This window comes from Amycolatopsis saalfeldensis, from assembly GCF_900110575.1.
In the GTDB taxonomy this organism is placed as follows: domain Bacteria; phylum Actinomycetota; class Actinomycetes; order Mycobacteriales; family Pseudonocardiaceae; genus Amycolatopsis; species Amycolatopsis saalfeldensis.
In genome coordinates this window covers 30,869-53,108 of record NZ_FOEF01000001.1, presented here as the reverse complement: position 1 = coordinate 53,108, position 22,240 = coordinate 30,869, and the positions used below count along the sequence as shown (strand labels likewise).

Annotated in this window: 21 protein-coding genes; 12 read left to right on the top strand and 9 right to left on the bottom strand. The window is 71.5% G+C overall.

The features are described 5' to 3' along the window. Nucleotides 1-30: 30 nt before the first annotated feature. Nucleotides 31-894, bottom strand: a complete 864-nt coding sequence (locus tag BMY97_RS00255; protein WP_091610759.1) for a helix-turn-helix transcriptional regulator — start codon at nt 892-894, stop codon at nt 31-33. Nucleotides 895-1,123: 229 nt separating this feature from the next. Between BMY97_RS00255 and BMY97_RS46760 the strand changes: the two genes are divergently transcribed. Beyond that, nucleotides 1,124-1,294, top strand: coding sequence for a hypothetical protein (locus BMY97_RS46760; protein ID WP_177231111.1), 171 nt, complete (start codon nt 1,124-1,126; stop codon nt 1,292-1,294). Nucleotides 1,295-1,529: 235 nt separating this feature from the next. Here the strand turns inward: BMY97_RS46760 and BMY97_RS00250 are convergent, their stop codons facing one another. After that, the gene (locus BMY97_RS00250; protein WP_091610757.1) at nt 1,530-2,264 is read right to left on the bottom strand and encodes a LysR family transcriptional regulator substrate-binding protein; all 735 of its coding nucleotides are present in this window, start codon (nt 2,262-2,264) and stop codon (nt 1,530-1,532) included. A gap of 58 nt (nt 2,265-2,322) precedes the next feature. On the opposite strand from BMY97_RS00250, the gene BMY97_RS00245 reads away from it, so the two are divergent. Next, nucleotides 2,323-2,712, top strand: a complete 390-nt coding sequence (locus BMY97_RS00245) for a DUF5997 family protein (RefSeq protein WP_091610754.1) — start codon at nt 2,323-2,325, stop codon at nt 2,710-2,712. 199 nt (nt 2,713-2,911) lie between these two features. Here the strand turns inward: BMY97_RS00245 and BMY97_RS00240 are convergent, their stop codons facing one another. Both BMY97_RS00240 and BMY97_RS00235 read right to left on the bottom strand, forming a co-directional pair. Further along, nucleotides 2,912-3,307, bottom strand: a complete 396-nt coding sequence (locus BMY97_RS00240) for a histone-like nucleoid-structuring protein Lsr2 (RefSeq protein ID WP_091610753.1) — start codon at nt 3,305-3,307, stop codon at nt 2,912-2,914. Between the two features lie 170 nt (nt 3,308-3,477). Beyond that, on the bottom strand, nt 3,478-3,915 hold the full coding sequence (locus tag BMY97_RS00235; protein ID WP_091610750.1) for a MarR family winged helix-turn-helix transcriptional regulator: 438 nt from the start codon (nt 3,913-3,915) through the stop codon (nt 3,478-3,480). Nucleotides 3,916-4,004: 89 nt separating this feature from the next. On the opposite strand from BMY97_RS00235, the gene BMY97_RS00230 reads away from it, so the two are divergent. Beyond that, the gene (locus tag BMY97_RS00230; protein WP_091610748.1) at nt 4,005-4,955 is read left to right on the top strand and encodes a quinone oxidoreductase family protein; all 951 of its coding nucleotides are present in this window, start codon (nt 4,005-4,007) and stop codon (nt 4,953-4,955) included. Between the two features lie 28 nt (nt 4,956-4,983). Here BMY97_RS00230 and abc-f read toward each other — a convergent pair whose 3' ends face one another. Further along, nucleotides 4,984-6,615, bottom strand: coding sequence for a ribosomal protection-like ABC-F family protein (gene abc-f / locus BMY97_RS00225; protein ID WP_091610745.1), 1,632 nt, complete (start codon nt 6,613-6,615; stop codon nt 4,984-4,986). Between the two features lie 331 nt (nt 6,616-6,946). Here abc-f and BMY97_RS00220 point away from each other — a divergent pair, with 331 nt between their 5' ends. The 4 genes from BMY97_RS00220 (at nt 6,947) to BMY97_RS00205 (ending at nt 10,489) form a co-directional block, all read left to right on the top strand. Next, nucleotides 6,947-7,837: a TIGR03560 family F420-dependent LLM class oxidoreductase gene (locus BMY97_RS00220; protein WP_091610743.1), complete on the top strand. Its 891-nt coding sequence runs from the start codon at nt 6,947-6,949 to the stop codon at nt 7,835-7,837. Nucleotides 7,838-8,014: 177 nt separating this feature from the next. Continuing rightward, complete coding sequence (locus BMY97_RS00215) at nt 8,015-8,887, top strand: alpha/beta fold hydrolase (RefSeq protein ID WP_091610740.1); 873 nt, start codon at nt 8,015-8,017, stop codon at nt 8,885-8,887. Between the two features lie 57 nt (nt 8,888-8,944). After that, nucleotides 8,945-9,760: a DUF427 domain-containing protein gene (locus tag BMY97_RS00210; protein WP_245787058.1), complete on the top strand. Its 816-nt coding sequence runs from the start codon at nt 8,945-8,947 to the stop codon at nt 9,758-9,760. A gap of 12 nt (nt 9,761-9,772) precedes the next feature. Then, the gene (locus BMY97_RS00205; RefSeq protein ID WP_091610735.1) at nt 9,773-10,489 is read left to right on the top strand and encodes an SDR family oxidoreductase; all 717 of its coding nucleotides are present in this window, start codon (nt 9,773-9,775) and stop codon (nt 10,487-10,489) included. A gap of 13 nt (nt 10,490-10,502) precedes the next feature. Here BMY97_RS00205 and BMY97_RS00200 read toward each other — a convergent pair whose 3' ends face one another. Then, the gene (locus tag BMY97_RS00200) at nt 10,503-11,645 is read right to left on the bottom strand and encodes an erythromycin esterase family protein (RefSeq protein WP_091610732.1); all 1,143 of its coding nucleotides are present in this window, start codon (nt 11,643-11,645) and stop codon (nt 10,503-10,505) included. 81 nt (nt 11,646-11,726) lie between these two features. Here BMY97_RS00200 and BMY97_RS00195 point away from each other — a divergent pair, with 81 nt between their 5' ends. Both BMY97_RS00195 and BMY97_RS00190 read left to right on the top strand, forming a co-directional pair. Then, nucleotides 11,727-12,494, top strand: a complete 768-nt coding sequence (locus tag BMY97_RS00195; RefSeq protein ID WP_091610729.1) for a TioE family transcriptional regulator — start codon at nt 11,727-11,729, stop codon at nt 12,492-12,494. Between the two features lie 15 nt (nt 12,495-12,509). Further along, nucleotides 12,510-13,040 carry a hypothetical protein gene (locus BMY97_RS00190; protein WP_091610727.1) on the top strand — a complete coding sequence of 177 codons (531 nt, stop codon included), beginning with the start codon at nt 12,510-12,512 and terminating at the stop codon, nt 13,038-13,040. On the opposite strand, the gene BMY97_RS00185 is transcribed toward BMY97_RS00190, so the two are convergent. Next, entirely contained in the window at nt 13,022-14,071 is a 1,050-nt protein-coding gene (locus tag BMY97_RS00185) for a YncE family protein (protein WP_091610724.1), read from the bottom strand. The two genes, BMY97_RS00190 and BMY97_RS00185, sit on opposite strands and share 19 nt — an antisense overlap. A gap of 119 nt (nt 14,072-14,190) precedes the next feature. On the opposite strand from BMY97_RS00185, the gene BMY97_RS00180 reads away from it, so the two are divergent. Then, the gene (locus BMY97_RS00180; RefSeq protein WP_425425209.1) at nt 14,191-15,138 is read left to right on the top strand and encodes a LysR family transcriptional regulator; all 948 of its coding nucleotides are present in this window, start codon (nt 14,191-14,193) and stop codon (nt 15,136-15,138) included. Here the strand turns inward: BMY97_RS00180 and BMY97_RS00175 are convergent. Beyond that, nucleotides 15,113-15,628: an HtaA domain-containing protein gene (locus tag BMY97_RS00175; protein WP_091610718.1), complete on the bottom strand. Its 516-nt coding sequence runs from the start codon at nt 15,626-15,628 to the stop codon at nt 15,113-15,115. The genes BMY97_RS00180 and BMY97_RS00175 overlap by 26 nt on opposite strands. A 45-nt stretch (nt 15,629-15,673) precedes the next feature. Beyond that, a complete protein-coding gene (locus tag BMY97_RS00170; RefSeq protein ID WP_091610716.1) occupies nt 15,674-16,513 on the bottom strand; it encodes an Fpg/Nei family DNA glycosylase in 840 nt (279 codons plus the stop codon). 160 nt (nt 16,514-16,673) lie between these two features. Between BMY97_RS00170 and BMY97_RS00165 the strand changes: the two genes are divergently transcribed. Both BMY97_RS00165 and BMY97_RS00160 read left to right on the top strand, forming a co-directional pair. Then, a complete protein-coding gene (locus BMY97_RS00165; RefSeq protein ID WP_091610713.1) occupies nt 16,674-21,617 on the top strand; it encodes an RHS repeat-associated core domain-containing protein in 4,944 nt (1,647 codons plus the stop codon). After that, nucleotides 21,592-22,239: a pentapeptide repeat-containing protein gene (locus BMY97_RS00160; RefSeq protein ID WP_091610710.1), complete on the top strand. Its 648-nt coding sequence runs from the start codon at nt 21,592-21,594 to the stop codon at nt 22,237-22,239. The genes BMY97_RS00165 and BMY97_RS00160 overlap by 26 nt, the downstream gene beginning before the upstream one ends. The last annotated feature ends 1 nt before the right edge of the window (nt 22,240 follow it).

Genomic DNA, 22,240 nt, shown 5'->3' with positions numbered 1-22,240 from the left:
GGAATAGGAATTGTCGGTATTACGCGGAAATCAGTTCTCGGTGGGAATGCGCTTCCCGGTTTCGCGAGGGTTCTCCACGGCGGTGAGGCTGCCGAGCAGCGCGAGCGCCTCCTCGGATGGACTGCCCGGGTCGGCCTGGTACACCACCAGCTGCTGGCCCGGTGCGCTGTTCACGGTCAGGGATTCGTAGTGCAGGGTCAGGCCGCCGACGAGGCGGTGGTGGAATCGTTTTGTCTCCTTGGTTTTCTGGCGGATGTCGTGGCGCGCCCAAAGCCGGCGGAACTCCGGGCTCTTCACCGACAGCTCGCCCACGGTCTCGATCAGCAGCGGGTCGTCGGGATCGAGGCCGGCCGTCGCGCGCAGGCCGCCGACCGTGTTGATCGCGACCCGCTCCCAGTCCGGGTAGAACTCGCGCGCCTCCGGGTCGAGGAACACCAGCCGGACGAGGTCGTCGCTGTGCTGGTGGCCGCCGAACAGCGCCTTGCCGAGGGCGTTGCCGGCCAGCACGGCCAGGCAGCGCCCCAGCACCAGCGCCGGGGTCTGCGGCCAGGCGTCCATCAGCTGCACCAGCTGACGGCTGACCCGCTCCCGCTGCGGGGCGCGCCTTCGCCGAGCCGGACCGGGCTGGGCGAGCTTGTGCAGGTGCGCGACCGCTTCTTCGTCCAGCTGGAGGGCCCGCGCCAGCGCGTCCACCACCTGGGCCGACGGGTTCCGCTCGCGCCCCTGCTCCAGCCGCACGTAATAGTCGGTGCTGACCCCGGCCAGCAGCGCGACCTCTTCACGCCGCAACCCCGAGACCCGTCGCCGCGGCCCGACCTCCAGGCCCAGCTCGCCGGGGTCCACGAGGGCGCGGCGGGCCCGGAGGAACTGCCCGATGAGGTTCTCGCTGTCCATGGCGTCCAGACTAAAACGGCGGGACGGGCCATGGGCTGCGCAAGGTGGCCGCCGCACTCCTACCCTTCCACTGCCGCCCCGCGGCCCGGACCCGCATCCGGTCGCGAGAACAAGGGCCGGGACGAGCGCCGCGGACGAGCGCTGCCGAAATGGCCGCGGCGACTATGCTGGGGGCAGACCTCCAGGACCCCGGGGCAGGCAGAAGACGATCTGCGGTCGGGGAGCGGCCATGGGAGAACACGACACGAAACCAGCGGTCGATCGTGAATTCACCGAGCGGGCCGCGAGCGCCTGGATCCGCGCGGCCGACGCGGGAGTCATCGACGCCGGTGAACTCGCCTGGCTGCTGGCCCATCTGGACGCCGGGCCGGTGGCCGAGATCGTCGGCATCCGCGGCTGACGGTCTTCGCCACTTGTCGGAGGCGAAGTCGCGGATCGCCAGAAAAGCGTTGCGCGCCAACGACCTGAGTCGAAGGATCACGCCACGACGAGCGCTGACGTCCAGCGATCGCCGGTCCGCTTGTGGTGTCGCGCCTGCGATCCGGACCGTGACCGAGAGGGCTCTGTTCTGTCGTCTGACCATGCGGAAGATCATGACAGCAACCACCGACAAAAACGGGCGGCTCCGCGTCAGGCTAGGACCGCCGCCGGGGTTTCCCGCGCTTGGCGGAGCCCGTTCCGCGCGGCCCGCCGCGGCCGCCAGCCGGCTTCTTTCCGTTGGCCTCACTGCGTTTTCGAGCAGCGGGAGCCGGAGCCGCCGGCCGCCCGCGGGTGCTGTTCACGGTCCGTCCGCGGACGATCCCGATGAACAATTCCATCAGGTCGCTCGTCTCCTCGTCGGGCCACGACAGCGCGACGCGCGACTCCGGCGCGTCGATGAGCGTCCGGTAGGTCAGGTCCTTGCGGTGGTGCAGCCGTGCGAGCGACTGCGGCACGACGAGCAGCCCCACACCCGCGGCCACCAGCTCGATGGCGTCCGCGGTGGTGGCCGGACGTTCCAGCGCCGGGAGGCCGGGCGGCTGCGCCCAATCGAGCGTGTCGTCGAGAGGGTGCAGCACGATGTCTTCGGCCAGGTCCTCGGCGGACACTTCGTCGGCCGCGGCCAGGAAGTGATCCTTCGGGGCGACGACCACCGTCGTTTCGGTGTACAGCGGGATCGCGTGCAGACCGGTCCGGTCGACCGGCAGGCGCAGCAGGACCGCGTCGGCGTCGCCTTCGCGCACCAGGGCCGCGGCCTCGGCGGCGGGCGTCGCGACGAGGACCAGGGGGACCCCGGGCGAGCGCTCCTGCCAGGTCCGCACCCACTTCGCCGGCGTCACCCCGGGGACGTAGCCGAGCTTGAACGACGGGGGTTCCTCCGAGCCTGTCACGAGGCCAGATTACCGGGCGTGATCAGGGGCGGCGCACGCGCTCGTTACCCTGGACGCCATGACGTCGCCCAAGTCCCCCCAGACGATGAAGCCCGCGACCGCGGCGAAGAAGCTGGGCGTGTACCTCGAAGCCACCCCCGCCCGGTTCCAGGAGGGTGTCGTTTCGCGCGACGAGCTGAACGCCCTGCAGGCCGACCCGCCCGAATGGCTGCGCGAGCTGCGGCGCAACGGTCCGCACCCGCGCTCGGTCATCGCGGCCAAGCTGGGCGTTTCCATCGGCGGCCTGGCCCGCGGCGGGATCACCGAGGCCCTCACCACCGAGCAGATCGACGAGATCAAGTCGGCGGATCCGGACTGGCTGCGGCGCGAACGCGACACCCAGGCCGAGGTCCGCAAGGAAGCCGTGCGCGTCAAGGAGCAGGGCGGCCCGCGCCGTCCGCGTTCCTGAGCGGGTCCGGAATACGATTTCCCGGCGGAATCGGTGTCGGCCGAGACGCCGGCCCGCGGTTGATCATGATCACACTCTCGCTGACCAGGACATTGGAAATTTTTTCCAATTCCGGTCCTGTGCCCGGTGAGCTGAACCGTCCGATTTCCCGGTTCAGCTCACCGGGGCGGGAAGAAATCCCGGGCGCGCACGCCGGGCTTCAGGATTTCGCGCCGGCTTTCTTCGCGCGGCCACGCTTGCGCGGGGCGGCCGCTTCGCGTTCGCTCTCTTCAAAGGCGGCGATGACCTCGCTGGGAATGCGCCCCCGCTCGGAGACCGACCAGCCGTTTTCGATCGCCCAGGCGCGGATCTGGCGCGAGCGCTCGCGGTCGGCCGGCGTCACGGTCGGCGAGATCCCGGCCGCCACGCGGACCTTCCGGCCGCCGGTGCGCCGGGAAGCGGCGATGTAGCGGGCGAACTCGTCACGCAGGGAGACCGCGTTCTCGTCGGAGAGATCGATCTCGTACTGAATGCCGTCGAGGCCGAACGGCACGGTCTGGTGAGCCACGCCACCGTCGATGTCGTCCACCATCTGGACGAGGACCTTCTGAGCCATACCGGGTTTTTCCTCCTCGGTGGATCTCCAGAGGCGCGGATCCGCGCGACTTGCGCGAACAATAACAGAAATCCACTGTGGAGGGCCGCCTGGCGGTGTCCGCCCGGAAAGCCGATATGCGGGAAACCGCCGGATTCGGCCGGCGGTGAAGAAACGTGGTCGTAATACAGTCAGGCGTCGAGGAGCGGCCGGCCGACGAGTGCGCTCGCGAGTTGGGTCAGCTGAGCGCGCTGAGTGGCGGTGAGCGGTTCGGTCAGCTCGGTGATCTGGCGGCCGATCACGGCGGCGCACCGCTGCATGAGCTGACGGCCGAGCGGGGTCAGCGAGACCAGCACGGCGCGGCCGTCGTGGGGTGAGGGCGTGCGCTGGACCAGGCCGCGTTTCTCCGCGCGGCCGACCAGCCCGGTCATGGAGGACTTGTCCAGGCCGAGGTGGCTGCCCAGCTCGAGCATCCCGGGACGGCGGTCGCGCAGGACGCCGAGCAGCCGGATCTGGACGATCGACAGGTCGTGCTCGGCGCCGGTTTCGGACAGCACCCGCTGGATCAGGAAGGACAGCTGGACGAGGGCGTCCACGGTGGTCAGGGGCCGGTCCGGCTCGGTGCGCATGGGCTGACCCTAGTTGACTTAGTACGTGGCGCAAACTACCTTGGCGAAGTAGTACGTGCCACAAACTAAGTTCCGGCAGGGAGAACCCCATGCACGCCGCAGTCGTCCGCTCCTTCAGCGCGCCGCCCCGTTACGGCACCTTTCCGGCACCGGTCGCCTCGGGCGATCGGGAGGTGCTGGTGGACGTCCTGGCCGCGGGCCTGCACCCGCGGGTCCGCTCCGCCGCGAACGGCAGCCACTACACCTCCGACGGCACCCTGCCGATGGTCCCGGGCGTGGACGCGGTCGGCCGCACGCCGTCCGGGGAGCTGCTGTACTTCGTCGCCGACGACGGCGCGTCGGGCACCATGGCCGAGCAGGCCGTCGTCGACCGGCGCCGGGCCGTCACGCTGCCGCCCGGCACGGACCCGGCCGCGGTGGCGGCGGCGATGAACCCCGGCATGTCGTCGTGGATCGCGCTGCGCCGCCGCGTCGCGTTCCGGCCGGGCGGTTCCGTGCTGGTGCTGGGCGCCACCGGCAACGCGGGTCAGCTCGCGGTGCAGATCGCGAAGCACCTCGGGGCCGCCCGCGTGGTCGGCGCAGGCCGCGACCCGGACCGCCTCGACCTGCTGAAGACCCTCGGCGCCGACGACGTGGTGCGCCTCGGCACCGACGAGCCGGACGCCCTCGCCCGCGCGGCCGCGGACGTCGACGTGGTCATCGACTACCTGTGGGGACGGCCCGCCGAGCAGGCCATGCGCGCGCTGATGACCGCGCGCGCCGACCGGGCGAAGGCGCTGTCCTGGGTGCAGATCGGCGCCGTGGCCGGCGGGGACATCACGCTGCCCTCTGCACTGTTGCGCGCCGGGAACCTGACCGTCCTCGGCAGCGGCCAGGGCTCGGTGACGGCAGCCGGCATCGTCGCCGAGCTGCCGTCACTGGCCGCGGAGATCACGGCCGGCACGTTCGCCGTGGACGCCGTGCCGATGCCGCTGGCGCAGGTCGAGCGGGCGTGGTCCGTGCCGACCGCGCCGGGACAGCGCATCGTGCTGACTCCCTGACCGCGTCTGTGCACTGTGGACGAACGGCTCACTCGGGCGCGGCCGTCTCCCGCAAATGCCCGCCGTCGAGCCGGAGCCACCGGGCGACGCCGATCTCGGCCAGGAAACGCTCGTCGTGGCTGATCACGATGAACGCGCCCTGGTAAGCGTTCAGCGCGCTCTCCAGCTGCCCGGCGCTGACCAGGTCGAGGTTGTTCGTCGGCTCGTCCAGCAGGAGGAGTTGCGGCGCCGGCTCGGCGAACAGGATGCAGGCCAGCGTCGCCCGCAGGCGCTCGCCGCCGGAGAGGACGCCGACCGGCAGGTGCACCCGGGAGCCGCGGAACAGGAAGCGCGCCAACAGGTTCATCCGTTCGGCGGGCGGCATCGCGGGCGCGGCGGCGGCCAGGTTCTCCGCGATGGTGCGGTTTTCGTCCAGCAGGTCGAGGCGCTGGGACAGGTAGGCGATCCGTCCCTCCGCCCGTTTCAGGTCCCCGCTGTCCGGGGCCAGGTCGCCGTGGACCAGGCGCAACAGGGTGGACTTCCCGGCGCCGTTGGGGCCGGTCAGCGCGATCCGCTCGGGGCCGCGGACGGCCAGGTCCGCGCCGTCGCCGGTGAACAGCTCGCGGTCGCCGTAATTCACCCGGAGGCGCTCGCCGAGGAACAGCGTCCGGCCGGCCGGGACCGCGGTCTGCGGCAGTTCCAGTGCGATCTTCTGGTCGTCGCGCAGCGTTCGCTCGGCCTGGTCGAGCCGGGCCTTGGCCGCGGTGACCCTGGCCGAGTGCGTCCCGTCCGCCTTCGCCGCCGACTCCTGCGCGTTGCGCTTCATGGTGCCCGCGAAGATCTTGGGCAGACCGGCGTTGGCGACATTGCGCTGAGCGTTGCTCGCCCGGCGGGCCGCGCGCTCGCGAGCCTGCTGCATCTCGCGCTTCTCGCGTTTGACGTCCTGCTCGGCGTTGCGGATGTTCTTCTCCGCGACTTCGCGCGCGGCCTCGACCGCCTGCTCGTACTGGGTGAAATTCCCGCCGTGGAAACGGATTCCGCCGCCGTCCAGCTCGGCGATGCGGTCCATCCGGTCGAGCAGGGCCCGGTCGTGGCTGACCAGGAGCAGGCAGCCGTGCCAGTCGTCGAGCGCGCCGTAAAGCCGGTGGCGCGCTTCGAGGTCCAGGTTGTTGGTGGGCTCGTCGAGCAGCAGCACGTCCGGGTTCTTGAGGAGCTGGGCCGCGAGTCCCAAGGAGACGATCCGGCCGCCGCTGAGTGTGTTCAGGCGGCGGTCGAGGGCGACCTCGCCGAGGCCCAGCCGGTCCAGCTGGGCGCGGGTGCGCTCCTCGATGTCCCAGTCGGTGCCGATGACGGTGAAGTGCTCCTCGGCGACGTCACCGGATTCGACGGCCGCCAGCGCGCGCAGGATCGGGGCGGCCCCCATCACCTCGGCGACGGTCAGCCCACCGCTCAGCGGCAGGCTCTGCGGGAGGTAGCCGAGCACGCCTTCGGTGGTGACGCTGCCATCGGCGGGCCGCAGCTCGCCCGCGATGAGTTTGAGCAGGGTGGACTTGCCGGCGCCGTTCGGGGCGACGAGCCCGGTGCGGCCGCCGGGGACGGTGCAGGACAGCCGGTCGAAGACCGGGGTGTCGTCGGGCCAGGAAAAGGACAGGCCGGACACGACGATGCAGGCTTCGGACATGGAAGAGACCTCGGGTTCGTGATGCGCTGCGGAACCTCGGCCCCGCAGCGAAAGGAGTGGACGACTGCCTGGCCACGGCGGATGTCCGCCGGTGGCCCGCTACCTCCGGGGCTCACCCGGAGATGTCGTCTTCACCTGCCACGTCGAATCCCCTCTGCACGGCTCTTCCCTTTCACGGTAGCAGAGAGTGTGCGCCGGCTCAGGTGGATAAATCGTCGCGGAATCCCTGCCGGCAACCAGAACCCGCGCGCGACCGGTGATCTTGTCGGTGGTGCGTGGCAGGCTGGGGACCAGGCGCGCAGGACTGCGGGCCGAGGAGAGGAGGACTCCGGTGGCGGAGCAGCTGGCGGTCGGGGCGTGGCTGAGCCCCGGGTGGTCGACCGAGGACGTGCTCGCGGTGGCGGGTGAGGTCGAGCAGGCGGGGTACGACAGCGTCTGGGCGGCGGACCACTTCATGATGAACTCCGGGACCGAAGCGGTCGCGGAGCCGGCGCTGAACGAGTGCTTCAGCGTGCTGGCCGCGCTGGCGGCGGCGGTGCCGAGGGTGCGGCTGGGCAGCCTGGTCGCCGGCATGACCTACCGGCACCCGGCCGTGCTGGCGAACATGGCGGCGACCATCGACAACGTCAGCGGCGGCCGCCTGGTGCTCGGGGTGGGCGCGGGCTGGCAGCTCAACGAGCACGCCGCGTACGGCATCCGGCTCGGCACGGTCCGCGAGCGCATCGACCGGTTCGAGGAAGGCCTGAAGGTGATCCGCGGCCTGCTGACCGAGCCGCGGACCACGGTCGAGGGCGAGTACTACCAGGTCACCGACGCGCCGCGCACGCCCGTCGTCCGCCCCCGCGTCCCGATCCTGATCGGCGCCTCCGGCGAGCGCCGCATGCTCGGCCTGGTCGCCGAGCACGCCGACGAGTGGAACTGCTGGTCCGATCCCGAGGTCTTCGCCCAGAAGTCCGCGATCCTCGACCAGCACTGCGAACGCCTCGGCCGCGACCCGCGGTCCATCCGCCGCACCACGCAGGCGGTGCTGACGTTCGGCGAGGTCGACTCCCAGGCGGGGCGCTTCACCTTCGGCGGGTCCGTGGCCCAGATCGTGGACACCATCGGCCGCTGGCGCGAGGCCGGGCTGGACGAGCTGATCATTCCGACGTTCGGCTCGCCGGCCGAGGCTCGGGAGACGTATTCGTTGCTGCAGAAGGAGGTTCTGCCTCAGGTGAGGTGAGCGCGGCGGCGGTGGGCACCGGACGGGGGCGGCGGTGAGCCGTCTCGTCGGCCGTAGGGATGGGGCTTTCGTCCGGGTCGGTCGCGCACGCTGAAAACTAACCCCTCGAAACGTGTTGACAGGTTAGAGGCAAGCCTGCTTTGCTCTAACCATCAACCTGCGTCGAAGGGGTTAGAAATGACTGCCGTTCACCATCGTTACGCGACCGTCCGGGGACAGGAGCTGTTCTACCGGGAGGCCGGGCCCGCCGGTGCGCCGGTGATCGTGCTCCTGCACGGGTTTCCGACCAGTTCGTTCATGTTCCGGAAGCTGATTCCGGAGCTGGCCGTCCGCTATCGCGTGATCGCGCCGGATCACTTGGGGTTCGGGTTGTCGGCGGCGCCGTCGGCCGAGGAGTTCGGCTACACCTTCGACGCGCTGACCGAGCTGACCGCTGGGCTGCTCCAGCAGCTGGGCGTGACGCGGTACGCCATTTACGTCCAGGACTACGGCGCCCCGATCGGCTGGCGGCTCGCGCTGGCCGACCCGGCGGCGGTCACGGCGATCGTCACGCAGAACGGCAATGGTTACGACGCCGGGTTCGTCGAGGGGTTCTGGAAGACCGTCTGGGATTACCAGCGCGAGCAGAACCCCGAGACCGAGGCGAACATCCGCGGCGCGCTGACCCTGGAGAGCACCCGGTGGCAGTACCTGGCCGGCGAGCCCGACGAGGGCCTGGTCAGCCCCGACACCTGGCATCACGACTTCGCGCTGCTTTCGCGACCCGGCAACGACGCCGTCCAGCTCGCGCTCTTCCGCGACTACGCGACCAATCCGCCGCTGTACCCGGCGTTGCACGAGTACCTGCGCACCACGCGCCCGCCGGTGCTGGCGGTCTGGGGAAAGGGCGACCCGATCTTCGGGCCCGAGGGTGCCCGCGCGTTCGCCGACGACGTCCCGGACGCCGAGATCCACCTGCTCGACGGCGGGCACTTCCTGCTGGAAAGCGCGGGTGACGAGGTCGCCGGGCTCATCCTCGGCTTCCTCGACCGCGTTTCGGCGGAACGCTAGAACGGGGCCACGACAATGGGGCTGGCTTGGCAACAGGGACCGCTGTCGACGCGGTCCGTGGGACGGTTCCTCACTCCGGAGCCGCTGCCGGAGCGGCTGCTCTTCGCGGAGCCGCTGCGCCGGCGGATGCGAGTCCGGTTCGGCGGCGAATGGATCGCCGACAGCGAGGACGTGGTGCTGCTGCACGAGCCGGGGCGCTACCCGGTCGCGTTCTTCCGGCGGGAGGACGTGCGGGACGGGGTTCTCGAAGCCACGGGCCGGGTCACCGCGCACCGGGAACTCGGCGAGACCACGTGGTTCGCCGTCGCGGGCGGCGGGAAGCGTGCGGAGCGGGCGGCGTGGCAGTACACCGGGCTTCCCGATTACGCCGCCGAGCTGCGGGGCCGGGTCGCGTTCGCGTGGCGGGCGATGGACGCGTTCTTCGAGGAGGACGAGTGGATCGTCGGCCACGCCGCGGATCCCTACCACCGCAACGACATCCGCGGCACCTCCCGGCACCTCGTGGTGCGGGACGGCGACCGCGTCGTCGCCGATACGAAGCGGCCGGTGGTGCTGTACGAGTCCGGGTTCGCGCCGCGGTGGTACGTGCCGCGCGAGGACGTGGACGAGACCGCGCTGGCCCCGGTCGACGGGCAGACCTTCTGCCCGTACAAGGGGCTCGCCAGCTATTACGACATCGGCTCACGCGCCAGGGCCGCTTGGTCCTACCTCGAGGCGTGGGCCGAGGTGGCGCGGGTGTCCGGGCTGGTTTCGTTCGAGCCGGACAAGGTCGAGGTCTTCCTCGACGGCGAGCGGCTGGTGCTCGAGCCCGGCCAGACGGTGGTGGCCCACGGCGTCGATCGCGGTCTGACCGCCGGCGAAGTTCTGTCCTAAGGAGACAAAAGCATGTCCGGATCCATTGAAGGAACCAAAGTCCTGATCGTCGGACGGGGCAGCGGCATCGCCAGGGCGACCGTGCTCGCGGTCCGCGCCGCCGGGGCCGAGGTGGTCGTCGCCGGTCGCGACGGCGAAAAGCTCGCGGCGGCGTACGACGATCCCGGCGTCTCCGCCGAGACCGTCGACCTGACCGACGAAGCGAGCGTGGCGGCATTGGGCGAACGGCTGGGCCGGATCGACCACGTCGTGTCCACGGCGTCCGCACGCGCTCGCGGCGCGATCGGGGACCTCGCGCCGGAGACCGTCCTGCTTTCCTTCAGCACCAAGGTCGTCGGCCCGATGCTGCTGGCGAAGCACCTGGCCCCGCGGATGCCCGTGGACGGCTCGTTCGTGCTCTTCTCCGGCTCCTCGGCCCAGAAGCCCTCGATCGGCATGCTTGCGGTCGCGGCGACCAACGGCGCGGTCGACGTCCTCACCCGCTCGCTCGCCGTGGAGCTGGCGCCGATCCGCGTCAACGCCGTCTCGCCGGGCACGATCGACACCGGCGCGTACGACGCCCTCGGCGAGGACAAGAAGGCCGCGCTCTTCGCGCAACGGTCCGCCACCAGCCCCGCCCGCCGCATCGGCACGCCCGACGACATCGCCGGCGCCGTGGTGTTCGCCCTGACCAGCCCCTTCCTGACCGGTGTGTCGCTGAGCGTCGACGGCGGCGAGCCGCTGGTGTGACCGGCCCGAGCTGTTACGGCCGGATGAGCGACGCGTCGCTGATGTGCAGCACCGCGTCGGCGCCGTTCAGGGTCGCCTCGGTGAGGGGGAAGTAGCCCTGTTCCACCTTGATGTCGGTGCGGGTGCGGGCATCCGGGACAGCGGTGGCGTTCGTCAGGGACCAGGCGGCGCCGGTCTGCAGAGCGCCCTCGTAGGTGTCCGCGGCGGGTGGCTCGAGGCCGAGGGCCGCGCTGCGGCCCAGGCTGCTCGCGATGAAGGTGTATCGATCGTCCACAAGGGACGCGAGGATGGCCCCGGCGCCGAACCAGTTGAGCTTCAGCTCGGACAGGCCCCAATAGCTCGGCCTCCGCTGCAGGTGGAGGTTGTGGGCGAAAACCAGCGTCGGGCCTCGCCGCGCCTCGATCTCGCGGATCTCGAGGAGGTTCTGGGCCATCAGCGCGTCCCGCACCGCGGCCAGGAGGGAGATCCGCTCGTTCAGCTCCAGCGGTTCGGCCGACTGCTTGTGGTAGCGCAGGAGGCCGAGCCCGCCGGTCAAGTGGGTCCGCGCCCGGAGCCATTCGGCGCGTGAGGTTGCCAGGACCAGCTCCGGTGCGCGGGCGTAAAGCCTGGTCATCAGGTCGTCGGCGATGGTGCGCAGCCGCTCGGCCTCGGGAGTGTCGCCGGGCGACATCGCCGGGTCCAGCACCGCCTCCGTGCGGCTCCACTGCTCGTCTTCGCCGGTCAGGCCTGCGATGTCGAGATCGAGGCCGAGGTAGTCGCGGGCGTGTTCGAGGTACGGCCGTGGGCTCGGGGCGCTCATTGTCTCGGTCGACGCGTCGAAGCCGTGGAACGCCAGCTTTTCTTCCGCTGGGCGGGTTTTGTTGTACTCGCGAATCCAGGCGACCAGCGCCCGATTGGTTTCGAGGGCGCCGAAATCGTGGGAGAAACCCTTGCTCAACACGGTTTCGAGGGTGTCGGCGCCGTCCTGGACGAAATCGTTCACGGCGAGCGCGGCCACCCGGTCGGTCTCCAGCGCGATCGAGCGGAAGCCGTCGCCGGCGAGCTGCTCGAACAGTTCGTTGCGGACCCAGCCGAATGCCGGCTCCGGGTGGGCCGGCTCGCCCAGGGCCAGCAGGTCGCAGGACGCGGGAATGAAGGCTCGAATGTCTTGACTCATGAGACTCAAGCGTATCTTTGAAAGCTCGGTTGATACTTTCACGGTGCGGACCACGCGACCGGTGAGTAAAGTCTCAAACCGGTGATAACCTTCAAGCCCGCCGCCCTCGCGCGTGAGCACGGCATCTCGGCCCAGGCGGTCCGCAACTACGAGCGTGACGGCTTCCTCCCGCCCGCCGAGCGCACTCCCAGCGGCTACCGGATCTACACCGAGGTGCACGCGGCGGCGTTGCGCGCCTATCTCGCGCTCATCCCGGCGTGCGGGCACGCGACCGCTGGCCGGATCATGGGTGCGCTCGCCGCGGGTGATCTCGACGGCGCCCTCACGACCGTCGACCGTGGTCACCAGCAGCTGCTCCGCGACCGGGAAACCCTCGACGCGGTGCGCCGGGCCGTGGACCACCTGACGGCGGAGCCCGGCGCCGTCCCGGAACGGGCGGCCCGGACCATCGGCGAGCTCGCGCGACGGCTCCGGGTCACCCCGGCGACCGTGCGCAACTGGGAAGGCGCCGGGATCCTCGTGCCCGCGCGGGATCCGGCCACCGGATACCGCGTCTACCGCGCCGCCGACGTCCGCGACGCCGAACTCGCGCACCTCCTGCGGCGCGGCGGCTACCCGCTGGAGCACATCGCCACCGTGGTCCGGCAGGTGCGCACGGCCGGCGGCACCGGCAGCCTGTCCCGCGCGCTGGACGACTGGCAGCGCAAGCTCACCGCGCAGGGCCGCGCCATGCTCGACGCGGCCGCCCGGCTCAGCGCCTACCTGGGCCTGCTCGACCACGGCGGAAATCCCTCCGCCATGTCCGGACCCCCGGACCGGCTCCGACCCGGCGGTGAAGTCAACCCCTGAACCCGAGGAGTCCCGATGCCGGAAACCACCGAGTCCGCCCGTGTCGTCGCCGTCGCCGCCGGAGTCGAGCAGACCGACCGCGCCGTGCCTGTCCGCGACGGCCGCCACCAGGCGCTCGAAGTCCTGATCGGCAAGTGGGTCAACGAGGGCCGCACGATCGGCACCGCCGAGGTCCCGTCCGTGGCGATCCTGACCAGCGACGTCTACGAGTGGGCGCCCGGCGGGTTTTTCGTCCTGCACTCGGCTTTCGGGCGGATCGGCGAAACGGCCGTCGGCGGCGTCGAGATGATCGGCGTGCACGGCGACGCCTACCGTTCGACGTTTCTACGACAGCTTCGGCAACGTCCACCACTCCCGCCTGGAGATCGACGGCGACGTGCTCAGGTGGACCGGCGAGCGGACCCGCTCGACCGTGACGCTGACCGACGGCGGGCGGACCCAGGTCGTACGCCACGAAGCCAGCCCGGACGGGGTGAGCTGGGCCCCTTCGATGGACGTGACCCTGCGCAAGGTGGCGTGAACGGCGCTCAGGCGCCAGTGAGGTAGGCCAGCCCGTGCGCGCCGGGCTCGCCGGCCCGCGCGACGTCGAGGGTGTCGACGACGGTGGGACGCGCCGGGTCGGCCAGATCGACCACGCCGACGGTCGAGGCCCCGACGGCGGCGAGGTAGGCCCGTCCGCCGTCGGGGGACGAAGTGAGCGTCAGCGGCATCGAGCCGACCTCCGCGGTGCCCACGCGCTCCACCTCCGCCGCCGACGGGCCCGCCCACACGACCAGCCGTCCGTGGGGCACCCGTGGCCCGAAGACGTCCCCGGTGCCGGCCGCGATCCGCACCTCACCGGCCAGCAGCACACCGTCGGCCGTCCAGTGCACGGGGACGACGGAGTGCTCGGTCGGCAGGGTCCGGACGATCGCACCGGTGCGGGTGTCGATCAGCACGAGGGACGGGTCGACGGCCGGGCGCGTGAAATCGGCCTTCTGCGCGGCCACCGCCACGGTCGAACCGTCCGGGCTGACCGCGATGCCCTCGCTCCCGGACACGGGGATCTTGCCGATCAGCTCGCCGGTGGCCAGCTCGACCACGGTCACGAACGGCGCCTCCTTGTTGGCCGCGTAGCCGAGCCGCCCGTCCGGGTCGATCACGAACCAGTGCGGGCCCGGGGCGAGAGTGTTGATGCGGCGCAAGACTTCGCGGGTGGTGGTGTCGAGCACGACCACGCCGCCGGGGCCCGCGGGACCGGCCTCGACGCTGACGTAGAGCAGTCGCCGGGCCGGGTCGAGGGCCATCCCGTGCGGGCCGTGCTCCGGGGACAGGTCGATCACCTCCACGATCCGGCCGTCGTCCGGGGCGATGACGGTGAGCAGGTGGTTTCGGCCGGCGTTGTGGCCGTAGTAGCCGCTGGTGTAGCTGCTGGTGCAGTAGAGCAGGCGGTGCTCGGCGTCGAAGCACAGCTCGTGCGGCTCGGCCGGCAGGGTCAGCACCGTCTCGGCGCGGTGGCCGACGGCGTCGAACAGGGTGACGGTCGGCCCGCTCTGGCTGACCACGGCGAGCCGGTCGCCGACGCGAGGATGGGACATCGGAGTGCCTCCTGGCAGTTGGGGGGTTGTTCGGACTCGCCCCCACCGTCGCCGGGGATTTGGTGTTGCCACAATGGGAATGTCGGCACGGGGTAGTTGCTCAGAACGGAAGAATGCTGGTGAACAGGCAGATCATCGACGCGAACCTGGTCGTCGCGCTGGACGCGTTGCTGGCCGAGCACAGCGTCACCCGCGCCGCCGAGCGGCTGCACACCTCCCCGGCGGCGATGAGCCGCACCCTCGGCCGGCTGCGGCGGCTGCTGGGCGACCCGCTGCTGGTGCGGGCCGGGCAGGCGATGGTGCCGACGCCGCGGGCGGAGGCGATGCGCGAGGAGGTGGCGGCGGTCGTGCGCCGGTGCGGGGCGCTGCTCGCCCCCGGCGCGGACGTCGATCCGGGCACGCTCAGCCGGACGTTCACCCTGCAGGCCGCCGACCTGGTCGCCGCCGCCGTGGCGCCGCGGCTGCTGGCGATCGCGGCGCAGGAGGCGCCCGGGGTGGCGCTGCGGTTCCGCGCCGAGGAGTTCGAAGGCGGGCCGGCGTTGCGGGAAGGACAGATCGACCTGGAGGTCGGCGCGCTCGACCACGTCGACCCGGAGATCCGCACGGAACAGCTGCTCACCCTGCGGATGGTGGCCGGGGTGCGCGCGGGCCACCCGCTGGCCGAGGGGCTGCTGACCGCTGCCCGGTTCGCGGCGGCCGAGCACGTGGTGGTGAGCCGCCGCGGCCGGTTCACCGGCCCGGCCGACACCGCGCTGGCCGAACTCGGCCTCGACCGGCGGGTGGTGGCCGTGCTGCCCAGCCACCTGGCCGCGATGACCCTGGCCGTCCGGACCGACGTCGTCTGCCTGGTCCCGGCGACCGACCCCGGTACCGCGCCGAACCCGATGACCGAGGTCGCCCGGGCACTGGGCCTGCGGCTGCTCGACATCCCGTTTCCGTTGCCGCCACTGGCCATCGGCATGGCCTGGCACCCGCGGCAGGCCGCCGACGGCGGTCACGGCTGGCTGCGTTCGGCGGTTCGGCGCGCGATGTCGGGCGCGCTCAGCCTTCCTGGTGCGGAACGGTGATGGTCAGCTCCTCCAGCGGCTCGCCCGGCTGGTAGCTGCCGCCGAACAGGTCGACGGACTCGGGGGCCAGCCGCACGTCGGTGGCGCTCCAGCGGTCCACGCCGTCCTCGGTCTCCGGGCCGGTGAGGGTGAAGGTGGCCAGCCGGATCCGCTTGGGCTCCTTGGATTCCGAGTCCACGACGGTCAGCTCGGCCTCGCCTTCGCGCACGTACACCCGCGGCTGCGCGATCTGCACGAACAGCAGCCCGTAATGCCCGCTGAACCGGACATCGCCGCCGAACGCGAACTTCAGGCCGTCCTCGGCGGCCGCCTCGGCGTCGAGCGGGAAGAGCAGCTCGTTGCGGTCGTTCACGGCGGCGCCGCTGCCCAGGTAGGCGCGGCCGTCCGGCATGCGCGCGACGTAGCCGAGGAAGCTGCTCTTGACCCCCCAGCGCAGGCAGTACGTCGGGAGAACGACTTCTTGGGGCTCGTCACCGGGTGCGTCGGTCATGAGGGAATCCTTCTGCAGCAAGGGTGTGCTGTCCAGTAGCGGTGATCACTTCGCCGGGACGGGTTGCTCGGCACTGCACCACCAGGTGGTGCGACCGCCGACTTTGCCACGCGACATGGGCGCGTGATCGCGGGGACAGCGGGCGCCGGGCCGGCGGAACGGGATCACCGTGAGCGTGTGCACGCCGCCGTGCGCCAAGGCCGCGGCCACGGACCTGCGGGTCGCGCGCAGCAGCCGGTCGATCTCGGACGGCGTGAGCTCGTCGACGGGGCGGGCCGGGTTGATCCGGGCGCGCCACAGGATCTCGTCGGCCAGCAGGTTCCCGATCCCGGCAATGGCGTGCTGGTCGAGCAGCCGCGCCTTGACCGCCACGGTCCCGGTGGCGACCGCCGCCCGGAACGCGGCGGGGGTGACCGTCGCGGCGTCCGGGCCGAGCCGGTCGATCTCCGGGTCCAGCCCGATGCGGCCGAGCCGGCGCGGGTCGACGAGCATCAGCCGGCTGCCGTCGTCGAAGGTGAGGGCGAACCGCGACCACCGGTAGTCGCCCTTGACCCGGCGGCCCTCCCAGTAGTCGCCGCCGTCGACCTCGGAGCCGTCGGCGCCGGCGATCACGATCTTGCCGGACATGCCGAGGTGCAGGCCGAGCACCGGCGCGTCCCCGGCGCCGTTGTCCCCAGTGTCGTTGTCCCCGGTGTCGCACCAGAGCGTCTTCCCCCGGCGGTGCGCCGCCACCAGCAGCCGGCCGGTCAGCGCGCTCCGGATCTCGCCGGGGCGGTGCGGACGGCACACATAGGTGTCGGAATCGTCCACTTCGACGATGCGCCGCCCGAGCGCGGCCCGTTCGATCACCGATCGGGCCGACTCGACCTCTGGCAATTCGGGCATGATCCCGAGTTTAGGGCGCGCGCGGATTGCCCCCGATGCACAGGCCCGCCGGGTCTTTGGGGCAGGGACCGGGCACGCGTGGGCATCACCGGACCGGCGTGGATAGCTTGGCAGGACAGGTCCCCGCCGAGGCGCAGGTCGTTGAGGGTGATTGTCCGTAATGAGTAATCCGTTGGTAGCGCCCACTCAAGACTCCACCAAGTCGTATTCCGGCGTGCCGCTGCTCGAAGACGCCATCGGCCTGAAGTCGGCGATCGAGAGCAAGGACTGGGCTTCGGTGGCGATGGGCGCGGTGGGCACCGCGCTGGACGCGCTGTCCATGGTGATGGACCCGTTCGGCTCGATCCTGGCCGCGGGCGTGGGCTGGCTGATGGAGCACGTCGGCCCGCTCAAAGAAGCCCTCAACGCCTTGACCGGCAACGCGGACGAGATCGCGGCCCAGTCGCAGACCTGGGCGAACATCGCCAAAGAGCTGGAAAGCGTCGGCCAGGACCTCGACGCCATGGTCAAGGCCGACCTCCAGTCCTGGACCGGGCCCGCGGGCGACGCCTACCGGCAGCGCACCCAGGACACCGTGGCGCTGCTGACCAGCGCGCAAAAAGGCTGCGAAGGCGCGTCTTCCGGGGTGAAGACCGCGGGCGAGGTCGTCGGCGCGGTGCGCTCGATGGTGCGCGACATCATCGCGCAGCTGGTCGGGCACATGATCAGCTGGGCGTTGCAGGTGCTGTTCACGCTCGGCATCGGCATGGTCTGGGTGGTCCCGGAGGTCGTCGGGGCGGTGGCGAAGACGGCGTCGCAGATCGCGAGCATCACCAAGAAGCTGGTCTCCGCGCTCAAGGAGCTCGTGCCGCTGCTGAAGAAGGCCGGCACGCTGTTCGAGGACGCGGCCAAGGGCCTGAAGGGCCTCAAGGGCGGGAAGGTCGACGCGCCGCCGAAACCGGGGAAGATCGACGGCACGCCGAAAGCGCCGGACCCCAAGGGCGGCGACGGCGGCGGCACGCCGAGGGGCGGTGACTCGACCACGACCTCGGGCGATCACTCGTCGGGTGGCGGTGACTCGACTACGACTTCGGGTGACCACTCGTCGGGTGGCGGCGATTCGACCACGACCTCGGGTGACCACTCTTCGTCGGGCGGCGGTGACTCGAAGGCCGGGGGCGGCGGGGACGCCACCACGTCCTCGGGCGACAAGGGGTCGGACGGGGCCGGGGGCGAGGGCTCGAAGAGCGGCGAAGGCAACGACCCGAAAGCGCCGGAGGACGATCCGGGCAAGGACTCCTCGGGCAAGGACAACTGGGTCTGCAAGACCGACCCGGTGGACGTCGCGCGCGGGAACGTGGTGGTGGACCAGATCGACCTGGAGCTGCCGTCACCGCTGCGGCTGGAGCGGCTGCACGTCTCCTCCTACCGCGACGGCCGCTGGTTCGGCCCGACCTGGATGTCCACTGTGGACCAACGGCTGGAGGCGGACGCCGAGCACCTCCGGTGTTTCTCCCCGGACGGCACGATCCTGTTCTACCCGCACCCGGCGCCGGGGGAATCGGTGCTGCCGCTGGAAGGCCCGCGCCGCCCGCTGACCCGTCTCGACGACGGCACCTACACACAGACGGATCCGTTGCTGGGCCGGGAACTGCGCTTCGGCGCGCTGCCGGGCCGGGGGTCGGCGGAGTTCGCCCTGCTGGCCATCACCGACGCCGACGGCGCGAGCGTCGAATTCGACTACGACCCGCTGGGCGCGCCGCGGACCCTGCGCCACTCCGCCGGGTACCGGGTGGAGCTGGAGACCGACGGCGGCCGGGTCACCGCCGTCCACGTGACCGACCCCGAACACGACCTCCGCGTCCTGGCCCGGCGTTTCGGCTACAGCCGGCAGGGCCATCTGACCAGCGTGGTCAACTCCTCGGGCCGGCCGGAGCACTACGACTACGACGCCGACGGCCGGATCACCGGCTGGGAAGACCGCAACGGCACCTGGTACCGCTACATCTACGACGCCGAAGGCCGCTGCGTGCGCACGGTCGGCGACCGCGGTTTCTACGACGGCGCGTTTGTCTACGACACCGCGCGGCGGGTCACCGTCTTCACCGATTCCTTGGGCCACCCCAGCGAATTCCACTTCAACGAGGCCAACCAGCTCTTGCGCGAGGTCGACCAGCTGGGCCACGCCACCACTTCCGAGTGGGACCGCTACGACCGGCTGCTCTCGCGCACCGACCCGCTCGGCCGCACCACCCGTTACGAATACACCGACGAAGGCGCGCTCACGGCTGTCATCCGCCCGGACGGCAGCCGTGCGCGAGTGGCCTCCGACCCGGACGGCTCGCTCACCGTCACCGTCGAGAGTGCCGGGCGGGAGTGGCAGCGGGTGTACCCGGCGGGCACCGCGCCGGACCCGCTCACCGCGCAGGCCGGGATCGCCACCCGGTTCCAGCAGGACCGCCAGTGGACCGCGGGTGAGCCCGTGGAGCCGGCCGCCGATCCGGTGGAACGCGACTTGTTCGGCCGCCGACGTGTGGTCACCGACGCGACCGGTGCGCGCACCCGGCTCGGCTGGACCGTCGAAGGGTTGCCTGCCACCAGGATCGGCCAGTCCGGACGGGCCGAGGAATGGCATCACGACGCCGAAGGCAACCTCGTCGAGCACGCCGGTGTGCGGTACGAGTACGGGCCGTTCGACCTTCCGACGGCGACGATAGACGCGGCGGGGGCCCGCACGTCCTATGTCTACGACACGGAGCTGCGGCTCACCCGCGTCACCAATCCGGCCGGGCTGACCTGGAGCTACACCTACGATTCGGCCGGCCGCCTGGTCGAGGAGACCGACTTCGACGGCCGGGTCGTGCGCTTCGCCTACGACGCCGCCGGGCAGCTCGTGCAGTCGGTCGACGGCCTCGGCGCGGTGACCGTGTACAGCTATGACGCGCTCGGCAACGTCATCGAACGACGGACCCCGAGCGCCACCACCACCTACGCCTACGACCCGGTCGGCTACCTGGTCCGCGCCACCGAGGCCGGCTGTGTGCTGGAGATCGACCGCGACGAGTCCGGCCGGGTCGTCCGGGAATCCGTCGACGGGCACGCGGTCACCTACGCCTACGACGGCAGCGGGGTCCAGCGGCGCACACCGTCCGGAGTGGACAGTGCGTGGAGCTTCGACGACGCGGGCAGCACGGCGGTGCTCAGCGTCGGCGAGCACGTGACGAGCTTCCGGTACGACGAAGCCGGCCGCGAGGTCGGACGGCGGATCGGCGCCGGGGCCGAGCTTTCGCAGACCTTCGACGCCGAAAACCAGCTGACCGGCCAGACGGTCACCGCCGGCCCGGGCCAGGTCGTGCAGCAACGGCAGTACACCTACCGGCTCGACGGCAGCCTGATCGGCATCGACGACGCGCTCTCGGGCCCGGCGCGGTTCCGGCTGGACCCGGCCGGCCGGGTGGTGGGCGTCGAAACCCCGGCCGGCGAGGAGTCCTACCACTACGATCCGGCAGGTTCCATCGTCGGCGCCGAAGGCCCCGTGGCCGTGCCCGACGCCGGTCCCCGCAGCTACTCCGGGAACCGGGTGACCGCGGCGGGCGCGGTCCGCTACGTCCACGACGGCCAGGGCCGGCTGGTCGCCCGGCACGAGACCGGGCCGGGCGGCCGTTCCTTCTTCTACGCCTGGGATCCGCTCGACCGGCTCGTCGGCGTGCGCACCCCCGACGGCGCGGAATGGCGGTACGGCTATGACCCGCTCGGCCGCCGGATCGCCAAGCAGCGGCTGGTGCCCGGCCCGGACGGTCCGGCGGTGGCCGAGGAGACCCGGTTCGCCTGGAGCGGGCAGCTGCTGGTCGAGCAGGTGCGCCGCGGGCCCGACGGGAACCCGCTGGTGCTCACCTGGGACCACCGTCCCGGCACGGCGCAGCCGGTCGCCCAGACCGAGCACCTCGGCCCGGGGGTCCGGTACTTCTCCTTCCTCACCGACCAGATCGGCACCCCGGTCGACCTGATCGACGAGCACGGCGCGGTGGCCTGGCACGGATCGGCCTCGTTGTGGGGCCGCGCGCGGCCGGCGCCCGCGTCGACCGGGTCCACCCCGCTGCGCTTCCCCGGCCAGTACGCCGACGATGAGACGGGCTTGCACTACAACGTCTTCCGCTACTACGACCCGGGCACCGGCCGCTACCTCAGCCAGGACCCGCTCGGCCTGGCCCCGGCGCCGAACCCCGTCGCCTACGTGGCCAACCCGTTGCGGGAGAGCGACCCGCTGGGCCTCGGCTGCATGCAGAGCAAGCCGGACCCCGGCGACGTCACCCCGAACCGGCCCGCCGGCAGCGGCGGCGGCGACGCCGGGCACGTGCAGGACGCCAACCCGCACGACCCGGCCTCCGACCACGGCGGTTCGGATCACGGCGGTTCGGATCACGGTGGCGACAACGCCAGCAGCGATCACGGTGGCGGCGGCAGTGAGCACGGCGGCAGTGAAAACGGCAGTGACAACGGCGGCGGCTGGGGCGACGAGGACGACCCGTTCGGCGGCTTCGGCATGGACGACGCGAGTTCGACCCACTCCGACGCCGGGCCCCACCACGCCGAGGACCCCAACCCGGACCTGCCCGACCGCCCGCAGGACCACGGCCAGCCGAACCCGGCGCTGAGCGACGCGGACAAACAAGCCCTCGACAACCGCTGGGACGGCCTCAAGGAGGACCCGCGGTTCAACGACCTGGCCAAGGACGAGGACCACGGCGGCCAGGTCACCGACACCTCGAGGGACGAGGCGCTGATCGGCCTCGACCTGAACAAGCAGGGCATCGGGCCGTTCAAGGACGGGGTCGGCCGGCCGGACTCCCTCGGCGGCGGTGACCTGATCGACGGCAACGGCAAGTCCTGGGACGTGAAGTCCATGCACTCCGACTGGCCGCCCGGCTCGAACCACGCGCCGGGCCAGCAGTTCACGCACGGGTACTCGGACCAGATGTTCTCCGACAAGGTCGACGGCCAGATCGGCCGGGGCCGTAACGTCATCATCGACACCCGCAACATGAGCGCGGCGGACGTCCAATCCATGACCAACATCCGAAACGGGAGGCCGGACTGGGATGGCAAGATCATCTTCTACCCGTAGGACGTGGGTCCCGAATACCTGGCCCGCCGACCCGGCGGCGGCCGGCGCGTTGCGTGCCTGGCTGGCCGACCCCGAGCGGGGCGGGTTCGTCGGCAACGGCCTGGACTTCTCCGGCGCGGACTTCACCGGCGGCGATTTCGTCGAGTGCTGGTTCGGCGAGGCGGTCCTGCGCAAGACGACGTTGCGGGGCGCCGAGCTGATGCACGCCCACGTCGACGGCGCCGACCTGGCCGAGGCCGACTTGACGGAGGCGAACCTCGCCGGGGCTTCGGGCAGCAGGACGAACCTCCACGGGGCCGTCCTGCACGCCGCGAACCTCCGTTCCGCCGAGTTCTTCGACGCCGACTTCTCCGGTGCCGACCTCTCGAACGCGGTGCTGGGCGACGCGTCGTTGCACCGGTGCACCCTGACCGGGGCGAACCTCGCCGGGGCGAGCGCGGACCAGCTGCTGCTGCGGGAGTGCCGGCTGGAGGAGACCGACCTGACCGGGTTCACCGGCACGGTGCTCGGCCCGATTTCGGTGGTGCTGCGCGGGCAGCGCACCCTGCTCGACGGGGACGACCTCGAACAGTGGTTCGCCGCCCGCGGCGCCCGGGTGTCCCGGTTCCGCCCGGAGCCGTGAC